This window comes from Rhodopila sp. (genome assembly GCF_035548235.1).
In the GTDB taxonomy this organism is placed as follows: domain Bacteria; phylum Pseudomonadota; class Alphaproteobacteria; order Acetobacterales; family Acetobacteraceae; genus Rhodopila.
The window spans coordinates 1-9,961 of record NZ_DASZTJ010000065.1 but is presented as its reverse complement, the minus strand read 5'-3'; the positions used below and the strand labels follow the sequence as shown (position 1 = coordinate 9,961).

The window sequence follows — 9,961 nt, the reverse complement described above, 5'->3', positions numbered from 1 at the left end:
CGCCTCGCCGGATTGCAGGGTGAAGCCGATGACCTGGGCGAAGCAATGGAGTTCCACGTCGGTCTGCACGTCATGGCCGCGCATGAGGTCGACGGCGGCCTGCCAGGCCTCGTCCATGTCGCCGCCGGCGCCTTGGAGCATGAGCATGGCGAGGTTGTACAGGACGGCGCGGACGAAGGCTGTGGGGAGGTCGAGGAGGGAGATGGGCATGGGGGCCTGCGGGAGGGATGGGGTGCGGTCTATTAGGTCTATATTCCCCTTCAAGTCAAGGGATTTCTCTTTAGTCCTACAGACCGGCGACTGAATCCGTCCCGTCATCACGGCGGGCGGCGTCCTTGGACCTAGGTATGATCGCGCCGCAACGGGTTGGAGGCGTGCCTACTCCGTAGAGCAAAGACTTGGAGGGTGCCGGCCCGCCAACCCACGGACCGGAGGGGGCGGGTCTACCCACCCCACGGACTGGAAGGGGGCGGCCCCACCGTCCCACGGACTGAAGGGACGGAGCCCTACCACCCCGTCGTGGTCGGTGAAACAGACCGTCCACGGATCAACCTTCGCCGACCACGACGGGCCGCAATCGCCTCCAAACGGCTGCTGTCCGGGCAGGCCGCACCAACCCCGGACAGGGACCCCTATTCCGCCGCCATCGGCAGCGCGACCGTCTCCGACAGCGCCGCGCGCAGGGCGGTGCGCCGAGCGTCCGCCTTCGCGCGATTGGCGTCCTTGACCGGGCCGAAGCCGCGGATTTCGCCGGGCAGCTCCGCCAGGGCCACCGCGGCCTGGATGTTGTCGGGGCGCAGCCTGTCCAGGATCGCCTTCAGGTCCTCCTGGTATTGCCGGACCAGGCCTCGCTCCTGCCGCCGCTCCGCCTGGTAGCCGAAGACGTCCAGCGGGGTGCCGCGCAGCGCCTTGCCGTGCCGCAGGATGCGGAACAGCGGCAGCGCGATGCCGCCCTTGATCGCGATCTTGCGGCGGCGGCCGGTGGCCTTGTCGATCCCCTGCCCCAGTGGCGGCGACAGGTGGAACACCGGGTCCTTGCCATAGCTCGCTTCGGCGTGCAGGCGGGCGACCTCGTATTCGTCCTTGTAGGCCATCACCCGGAACAGCCCTTCGGCCGCCGCGCGGGTCACGGGGCCGGGGATGCCCGACACCGCCGCCTCCCGCGCCGAGACCTTGTCGATCATCGCCTTGTAGCGTCGGGCATAGCGGCCCGACTGATAGGCGGTCAGCATCTCCATCCGCTGCGCGATCAGCGTGTCCAGGTCCTTGGGCGGCCCGTCGATCACGCCGGTCAGGATCTGTTCGGCCAACGCCGGCTGCTCCGCCAGGATGCGGCCCCACAGGAAAGCGCGCCGGTTCAGCGGCACGGCGGCGCCGTTCAGCTCGATCGCGCGCTGGATCGCGTCCTGCCCGACCGGGATCAGCCCGCGCTGCCAGGCGAGGCCCAGCAGCATCGTGTTCATCGCCTGGGCGTTGCCGAACAGCCGCTCCGCCAGCCGCACGCCGTGCAGCCAGACCGAGCGGGAGGCGTCCGTGACCTTCTCGATCGTGCGCTTGTGCAGCAGGGCGTCGATCGACAGCGTGGCGTTGCGCTTGAACTCCGCCGTCGCGGCGAGGTCGAGGTTGCCGATCACCACGCCGGTCTTGGCATTGCGCTCCAGCACGCCCGGCTGGCAGCCGACGGCGAGGTCCGCGGCCAGCATCAGGTCGGCGGCGGCGAGCGGGATGCGCACGACATCCAGCGCGGCCTCGTCGCCCGCGATCTGCACATGCGCCACGACCGCGCCGTTCTTCTGCGCCAGGCCGGTGAAGTCCAGCGTCTTGACCGCCTTGCCTTCCAGATGCGCCGCCATCGCCAGCACGGCGCCCGCGGTGACGATGCCGCCGCCGCCGATGCCGGCGAACAGCGCCCGCCAGACAGGGACGTCCGGCAGGACGGGGTCTTTCAGCGTCGCCGCCAGTTCCTGCTCCCGCCCCTGCCAATGGGCGTCCGCATCCGGCGCCGACGGCGGCCCATCCACGGTCACGAAGCTGGGGCAGAACCCTTTCAGGCAGGACAGGTCCACATTGCAGCTCGTCTGGTTGATCCGCCGCTTCCGTCCCAACTCGGTTTCCACCGGCTCGATCGCGATGCAGCCGGACTGGGTCGAGCAGTCGCCGCAATTCTCGCAGACGCTTTCGTTGATAACGACATGACGGACCGGCTGCTCCATCGAACCGCGCTTGCGGCGGCGGCGCTTCTCGGTGGCGCAGACCTGGTCGTAGATCAGGACCGACGGACCTTCGTAGTCGCGCAGGGCCCGCTGCACCTCATCCAGGCTTTCGCGCGTGTGCAGCGTCGTGCCGGCGGGCAGTTCGGACTGTTTCGGCAGGCGATCGGCTTCGTCGGCGACGATGGCGATGCGGTTGATGCCCTCGGCGGCGACCTGGTGCGCGATGCGCGGCACGGTCGGCGCGCCCTCGGCCGGCTGGCCGCCGGTCATGGCGACGGCGTCGTTGAACAGCAGCTTGTAGGTGATGCGGGCCTTGGCGGCGACCGCCTGGCGGATCGCGAGGCTGCCGCTGTGCTGATAGGTGCCGTCGCCCAGGTTGGCGAAGAAGTGCTTGACCTCGGTGAAGGATTGCAGCCCGGCGAAGGGCGCGCCCTCCCCGCCCATATGGGTGAAGGTGCGGGTGTGCGGATCGTTGTCCATCGCCATGAAGTGACAGCCGATCCCGGCGCTGGCGAAGCTGCCGTCGGGCAGCTTGGTCGATGTCTGGTGCGGACAGCCGGCGCAGAACGCGGGGATGCGGCGCAGCAGCCCGTCGGGGCGGCTGACGGCGATCGGCGCGGGCGGCGCCGGCAGGTTCAGCCCGGCGGCGCCGAGGAACGCGGCCATGCCGCCGGCGACGCTCTCGGGCGACAGCTCCATCAGCGGCGACAGCAGCTTCTGGCCGTTCGGCATCGTCTTGCCGCTGACCTCCGGCCGCTGGTCGGCGGGGACGTGATAGAGGATGTCGCGGATCTGGCTCTCGACGAAGCCGAGCTTCTCCTCGATCACCAGCAGCGCGCGCTTGCCGCGGGCGAAGTCGCGGATGCCGTCGGGTTCCAGCGGCCAGGTCATGCCGACCTTGTAGATCGCCAGGCGCGGATCGCGATCGAGGCCCATGCGGCGCAGCGCGTGCAGCGTGTCGTCATGCGCCTTGCCGACGGTGATCAGCCCGAACGCGGCGTCGCTGCCGCCGCTGACGACGCGGTCGATGCGGTTGGCGCGTGCCCAGGCGAGCACCGCCGGAAGCCGCTCGTCCAGCATCCGGCGTTCCAGCTCCGCCCGGTCGGCGGGGAAGCGCAGCGCGTGGTCGATGTTCAGCCCGTGCGGCGGCAGGGCGATATCGGGTTTCAGGAAGTGGTGTTCGGAACGGACGATCGCGGTCGAGGCCTGCTCCATCGTCTCGGCGGTGGTCTTCATGGCCACCCAGACGCCGGCGAAGCGGGACAGCGCGTATCCGGCCAGGCCGAGATCGATGACGTCCTGCACCGAAGCGGGGTTGATCACCGGGATGAAGCAGTTCTGGAACACCAGCTCCGTCTGGTGCGGATAGGTCGAGGAATGCGCGCCATGGTCGTCGCCGGATACCGCCAGCACGCCGCCGTTGCGATGCGTGCCGATCATATTGGCGCATTTGAACGCATCGCCGCTGCGGTCGACGCCCGGTCCCTTGCCGTACCACATCCCGAACACGCCATCGTATTTCGGTCCGGGGAAGCCGCCGAGTTCCTGCGTGCCGAACACCATGGTGGCGGCGAGGTCCTCGTTCACGCCGGGCTCGAATTTGATGTCGTGGGCGGCCATCAGCTTCTTCTTGACCCACAGTTCGCGATCCAGCCCGCCGAGGGGCGATCCGCGATAGCCGGACACGAAGCCGGCGGTGTTCAGGCCCGCGACGCTGTCCAGGCGCCGCTGCTCCAGCAGCAGGCGCATCAGGGACTGGATGCCGGTCAGCAGGACAGGCTGGTCGACGTCCACGAAACGGGAGTCCAGGGTGATCGTGCCGCGGTCGATGCCGATGTCCATAAGGGTTCGTCCCTTCGACGGAGTTCCTCTACTGGTTAGTATAGGTATGGTGCGGCAGGAAAGCTTGCCATAGTCGGGCCGGCGCGACGCGATTTTTGGCACGACTCGCTAAGATGCGGGCGTTCAGGAGGGTGAATGGAGATCGACCGGCTGGATCTGGCCATCCTGGAGGTGCTGCAGCGCGACGGCCGCGCGACGGCGGCGGAACTGGGGGAAGCGGCGGGACTGTCGGCGTCTCCGTCCCATCGGCGGCAGAAGATGCTGGAGGAGGCCGGGGTCATCCAGCGCTATGTCGCGCTGCTGGACCAGGAGCAGGTGGGGCTGCCGATCAACGTGTTCGTTACCGTCCGGATGGCCGATCACGCGGATGAGACGCTGCGCGTGTTCGAGCGTGCGGTGGAAGCGTGCCCCGAGGTGATGGAGATGTATGAGATGTCCGGTGCCGCCGACTTCCTGATGCGGGTGGTGGCGGCGGACGTTGCGTCGTACGAGGCCTTTCTGCGCGGGCGGCTGACGAAGATTCCGGGGGTGAAATCGTTCGAAAGCTCGCTGGCGCTGAAGCGCGTCGTGTATCGCACCAACCTGCCGTTGCGGGCCGCGCGGGGCGCCTAGCGGTCAGGTCTTCTCGAAATCGTTCAGCGCCGCGTACATCGAGGAGTCGGTCGCGATCCCGGCAAAATCCTTGGCCTTGGTGTCGCCGTTGATGCCGTCGCATGTTTTCTTCAGCGCATTGAAGCTGTTGATGAGCTGCTTGCGCTTGCCGTTGAGCTGGTCCACGTCGGACGAGAACTTCTGCATGTTCTTTTTGACGCCCGTGAGGCGCTTGGTTTCATCGACCAGCGGGCTGATCTTGGTGATCAGGTCGTTGATGGAGTCGAGCACCCCCAGCTTCGCCTTGTCGCCGGCCAGTTCTTTTTTGATTTTGGTCAGGTTGGTCTTGCGTGTCTTGAGATCGTCGAGGATCTCATCCAGCTGCATCATGGGACGTTCCTTCCGCCGGGAATCACGGGCCTGTGAAAGACCTGACGAATATCGTGCGTCGGTGCCGCAATCATAACGGTTTCCAGGTTCGTCATACAACCGGAAAAATCCGCTATCCGATCGAAAAGCGTCTTCGTTCCCTAACCGGAATATCTTGTGCCGTTGGCGAAATGCTGGATCGTTACGGTTCGAGCGCGGTCTTTTGCGGACGAATGAAACGACTGCACCGTGCGAGACAGGGTCTCATCCAGGGTGAGCCCCTTGTATCGCCCAGGTCGCGGGTGGCCGGGACAGGCCCGGCCATGACGGAGGATCAAACGCGCGGCACGTCGGGCCGGCCTACGCCGTCACCCCCATGCCGCGCATGAACGCCTCCCGGATCTTCACCGGGTCGCGCTCCGTCGTGTCCCTGGGCTTCCCGCTGTCGATCCGGCAGCCGATCAGCGACGGTCCGTCCTCTTTCAGCGCCCGGGCGATCAGCTCCGCGAAGGCGCTTTCGTCGGCGGCCCAAGCGGCTTGCTCGATCCCCGAGGCCTTGGCGATCCCGACGATGTCCGCCGCAAGCTCCGTCTGCGTCTTCTGCCCGCCGGTGATCTGGTAGGCGCCGTTGTCCATGATCACGATGCACAGGTTCTTCAGCTTCCGCGCCGCCACCGTCGACAGCGAGCCCAACTGCATCAGGATCGAGCCGTCGCCTTCCAGCGCGAACACTTTCCGGTGCGGCTGCGCGATCGCGACGCCGGCGGCGATCGGGACCGCCAGGCCCATCGAGCCCAGCATGTAGAAATTCTGCGTCCGCTTGCCGCCGCAGGCCGCCCAGAGGTCGAAGTTCGTATAGCCGATGCCGCCGATCACCGCTTCGTCGTGATGCAGCATGTCCACCAGGCGCTTGGTGATGTCGTAGCGGTTCATCACCTTCGCCTGGTCCCGGTTCACGGGCTGGTTCGCCAACGATGCCATGTCCCGTCCCCCTTACTTCGCGAACACTTTGCCGCCGGTCAGCAGCGGCGACAGGATGAAGCAGACCGACGCCTTGGTCGCGACCGCCTGGACGATGCTGCGGTCGACGATGAACTCGACCTCATCCAGCCGGGTCATCGTGTGGCTTTCGATCAGCAGCGTGTCCAGCACCGGGCGCATGGTGCGGGCGACCAGTTGCTGGCCGATATTGAACTCGCCCAGCGTGCCGCGTTCGCTGACCATCATCAGCGTGGGGATCTGGAACGGCACCGACAGCGAGGCCAACTGGTTCGCCAGGGTCGCGAAGCCCGAGGTCTGCATCAGCAGGATGCCCCGCATCCCCGCCATCCAGGCGCCGGCGTTGATGCCCAGCGCCTCTTCCTCCCGCGTGCAGGCGAAGGTGGTGAAATAGGGATCGGCGTGGATGCCGTCGATCAGCGGCCGCAGGACGTTGTCCGGGACATACGTCACCAGCTTCACCTCGTGCCGTTTCAGCACATCCCGCACGATCTCGTGCCACGCTCGGCTTTCCGCCATGGCGATCCCTTTCTGTCTGGACGCCGGCCCCCAGGGCCGCCAGGGGGGAAATCGCACGCCTTGCGTGATCCGGCAACCGTCCGTAGGTAGAACGCCGATCCGGGGGAAATCATGCCTGACCGAACCAAGACCTATGACGTGCTGGTGGCCGGGGGCGGCAATGCCGCCCTGTGCGCCGCCATCACCGCACGCCAGGCCGGCGCCACCGTCCTGCTGGTGGAAAGCGCGCCCAAGGCGTTCCGCGGCGGCAACAGCCGCCATACCCGCAACCTGCGCGCCATGCACGAAGGCCCGAACGGCGTCCTGACGGACACGTATTCGGAAGAGGAATACTGGGACGACCTGCTGCGCGTGACCGGCGGGCAGACGGACGAGCACCTGGCGCGGATGACGATCAAGGCGTCGTCGGGCGTGTTCGGGTGGATGCAGGCCTGCGGGGTGCGGTTCCAGCCCAGCCTGACCGGGACGCTGAACCTGGGCCGCACCAATGCCTTCTTCCTGGGCGGCGGCAAGGCGCTGGTGAACGCCTATTACCTGACGGCCGAACGTCTCGGCGTCGAAATCCTGTACGACTCCGAGGTCGTGTCGATCAACATGGAGGACGGGTTCGCCCGCTCCATCGACATCCGCTACAAGGGATTCCCCGAAACCATCCATGCAAGATGCGTCGTGGCGTCCTCGGGCGGGTTCCAGGCGAACCTGGACTGGATGCGGCAGAACTGGGGCGACGCGGTGGACAATTTCGTGATCCGCGGCACGCCGTACAACCAGGGCAAGGTGCTCAAGAGCCTGCTGGGCCAGGGCGTCGCGCAGATCGGCGACCCGACGCAGTGCCACGCCGTGGCGCTGGACGCCCGCGCGCCGAAATTCGACGGCGGCATCACGACCCGCCTGGACAGCGTGCCGTTCAGCGTGGTGGTCAACAAGAACGGCGATCGTTTCTATGACGAAGGCGAGGACGTCTGGCCCAAGCGCTATGCCATCTGGGGCCGGCTGATCGCCCAGCAGCCCGACCAGATCGCATACTCCATCTGCGATTCGAAGGCCTTCCCGCTGTTCATGCCGTCGGTGTTCCCCGCCATCAAGGCGGACTCGATCGAAGAGCTTGCGGTGAAGATGAAGCTGGACCCCGCCAAGATCCGGCAGACCATCGACGGCTACAACAGCGCCATTCCCGCCGGACAGGTATTCGACAACCTCAAGCTCGACGGCAACCACACCGAAGGCCTGACGCCGAACAAGACCAACTGGGCGCGGTCCGTCGACAAGCCGCCCTTCTACGGCTACCCGCTGCGGCCCGGCATCACCTTCACCTATCTGGGCGTCCGCGTGAACGAGAAGGCCCAGGTGCTGATGGATAACGGCCAGCCCGCCGGCAACCTGTTCGCCTCGGGCGAGATCATGTCGGGCAATATCCTGGGCAAAGGCTATCTCGCCGGCTTCGGCATGGCGATCGGAACCGTGTTTGGCCGCATCGCCGGTCAGGAGGCTGCGAACCGTGCAAGAAACTGACGCCATCCTCACCGCCAGGCGGGAGATGGAAATCTGCAACGCCTGCCGTTACTGCGAAGGCTTCTGCGCCGTCTTCCCCGCTGTCGAGCTGCGGCGCGAGTTCTCCGCCGGCGACCTGAGCTACTTGGCGAATCTCTGCCACAACTGCCGCGGGTGTTACTACGCCTGCCAATACGCGCCGCCCCACGAATGGGGCATCAACGTGCCCGCCCACCTGGCCGAGGTGCGCGCCGAATCCTATGCCGAATACGCCTGGCCGAAGCCGCTGGCCCGCGCGTTCGAACGCAACGGCACGCTGGTCGGCCTGATGATGGCGCTGGGCATCGCGCTGGTGCTGATCCTGTCGATGCTGACGAACGACCGGTCGAGCTTCTTCAGCGCGCACGCCTCGTTCTATGCCATCATCCCGCTCTGGGCGATGCAGGTGGTCGGCATCCTGAGCTTCGGCTACGCGCTGGTCGCGCTGTGGATGGGCGCGCGCAATTTCTGGCAGGACGCCGGCCCGCGCGAGAAAGTCAGCCTCTCGGCGCTGGCCATTGCCGCCTGGGACGTGCTGACGCTGAAGAACCTCGGCGGCGGCGGTAACGGCTGCAACGACAATTCCGAGGCGTTCTCGATGCGCCGCCGCTGGCTGCACCACGCGATGTTCTATGGGTTCCTGCTGTGCTTCGCGGCGACGACGGTGGGGTTCATCTATCACACGTTCCTGGACTGGCCGGCGCCCTATCCGTTCTTCAGCGCGCCCGTGCTGCTGGGCACGGCCGGCGGCGTGCTGCTGCTGATCGGGACGGTGGGGCTGATCGCGATGAAGTTCGTCGACGACCCGCTGGTGAACGCGCGCCGGATGCTGGGCGGCGACATCGCGCTGCTGCTGCTGCTGGCGCTGGCGGCGCTGACGGGCCTGGCGCTGCTGGCCGTGCGCGCCAGCGGCGCCATGGGCTTCGCGATGGCGATCCATCTGGGCTTCATCCTGGCGCTGTTCCTGGTGCTGCCGTACTCGAAGATGGTGCACGGGGTTTACCGCTCCGCCGCGCTGCTGCGGCGGGCGGTGGAGCGGAACATGGCGGTGCTGGGCGGGGAATAGGCGGGAAGACCCTACGCCCCTTCCACGACCCCCCGCGCAACGGCGGCGATCAAGGCCAGCGACGCGGCGGCGCCGTCGTCCTCGCCCTTCTCGAAGTCGCCCTCGACCCGCGCCATCTGGTTGGTCACGTGCGCGAAGCACAACACCGGCCGTTCCCGCGCCCGGGCAAAGGCGTACAGGGCCGCGGCCTCCATCTCCACCGCCAGCGCCCCATGCGCCCGCGCCTGGGCGATCGCCTCCTCGGTCTCGCGATACGGCGCGTCCGTCGTCCAGGCCGCCCCCCGATGCACCGGCACCGCCAGCCGCGACGCGGCGGCGAACGCCCGGTCCGCCAGACCCGGATCGGCCTCGGCGAACAGCGCCGGAGGCAGGTAGTGATGGCTCGTCCCTTCGTCCCGCAAGGCCCGGTCGATCAGCATGAAATAGGGCGGCGGCCCCAGCGGCGCGATCTGCCCGGCCGAGGTGACGCTGACCAGCAGGCGGCAGCCGGAGGCGAACAACTGCTCCGCGACCAGGACGGCGAAGGGCGCACCGACGGCGAGGCCGACGAGGCCGATCGCCTGCCCGTCATGCTCCACCACGTCCATCTCGGTGTGGTAGCAGGCCCACCCGTTCGCCCGCCTCGCCCGGCCCGAGGCCCGCAGCGCCCGCACCAGATCGCCGTCGGGGTCCAGGGCGCAGATGCCCGGAACGGGCTCGTCCGGCAGGCCGCGCTGCCGGCGCGCCTCGCGCAGCAGGTTCTCGGGCCGGAAGACGGACGGCGCCGCGTGCCGCTTCGCCCCGAGAATGGTGGGGATCCGTGGGAAATCGCTCATGGATGCTCCATCGCGGG

Annotated in this window: 9 protein-coding genes; 3 read left to right on the top strand and 6 right to left on the bottom strand. The window is 67.5% G+C overall.

The annotated features are described in order from the left end of the window. Both VHB27_RS05430 and VHB27_RS05425 read right to left on the bottom strand, forming a co-directional pair. The coding region (locus VHB27_RS05430) for a hypothetical protein (RefSeq protein ID WP_325597985.1) at positions 1-210 on the bottom strand (210 nt) is incomplete at its 3' end. A 422-nt stretch (positions 211-632) separates the two neighbouring features. Further along, a complete protein-coding gene (locus tag VHB27_RS05425) occupies positions 633-4,055 on the bottom strand; it encodes an indolepyruvate ferredoxin oxidoreductase family protein (RefSeq protein ID WP_325597983.1) in 3,423 nt (1,140 codons plus the stop codon). Positions 4,056-4,190: 135 nt separating this feature from the next. Here VHB27_RS05425 and VHB27_RS05420 point away from each other — a divergent pair, with 135 nt between their 5' ends. Continuing rightward, positions 4,191-4,667 (top strand): Lrp/AsnC family transcriptional regulator, encoded by a 477-nt coding sequence (locus VHB27_RS05420; protein ID WP_325597981.1) that lies wholly within the window; start codon positions 4,191-4,193, stop codon positions 4,665-4,667. 3 nt (positions 4,668-4,670) lie between these two features. Here the strand turns inward: VHB27_RS05420 and VHB27_RS05415 are convergent, their stop codons facing one another. The 3 genes from VHB27_RS05415 to VHB27_RS05405 all read right to left on the bottom strand — a co-directional run bounded on the left by VHB27_RS05415 (position 4,671) and on the right by VHB27_RS05405 (position 6,533). Beyond that, a complete protein-coding gene (locus tag VHB27_RS05415; RefSeq protein WP_325597979.1) occupies positions 4,671-5,036 on the bottom strand; it encodes a hypothetical protein in 366 nt (121 codons plus the stop codon). 339 nt (positions 5,037-5,375) lie between these two features. Further along, complete coding sequence (locus VHB27_RS05410) at positions 5,376-5,996, bottom strand: thiamine pyrophosphate-dependent enzyme (RefSeq protein WP_325597977.1); 621 nt, start codon at positions 5,994-5,996, stop codon at positions 5,376-5,378. Between the two features lie 12 nt (positions 5,997-6,008). After that, positions 6,009-6,533, bottom strand: coding sequence for a decarboxylase (locus tag VHB27_RS05405; RefSeq protein ID WP_325597975.1), 525 nt, complete (start codon positions 6,531-6,533; stop codon positions 6,009-6,011). 111 nt (positions 6,534-6,644) lie between these two features. Between VHB27_RS05405 and tcuA the strand changes: the two genes are divergently transcribed. Beyond that, positions 6,645-8,045 (top strand): FAD-dependent tricarballylate dehydrogenase TcuA, encoded by a 1,401-nt coding sequence (gene tcuA, locus VHB27_RS05400; RefSeq protein WP_325597973.1) that lies wholly within the window; start codon positions 6,645-6,647, stop codon positions 8,043-8,045. Continuing rightward, positions 8,032-9,129, top strand: a complete 1,098-nt coding sequence (gene tcuB, locus VHB27_RS05395; RefSeq protein ID WP_325597971.1) for a tricarballylate utilization 4Fe-4S protein TcuB — start codon at positions 8,032-8,034, stop codon at positions 9,127-9,129. Before tcuA ends, tcuB begins: the two co-directional genes overlap by 14 nt. An 11-nt stretch (positions 9,130-9,140) precedes the next feature. On the opposite strand, the gene VHB27_RS05390 is transcribed toward tcuB, so the two are convergent. Further along, positions 9,141-9,944 carry a nucleoside phosphorylase gene (locus VHB27_RS05390; protein ID WP_325597969.1) on the bottom strand — a complete coding sequence of 268 codons (804 nt, stop codon included), beginning with the start codon at positions 9,942-9,944 and terminating at the stop codon, positions 9,141-9,143. Between the last annotated feature and the right edge of the window lie 17 nt (positions 9,945-9,961).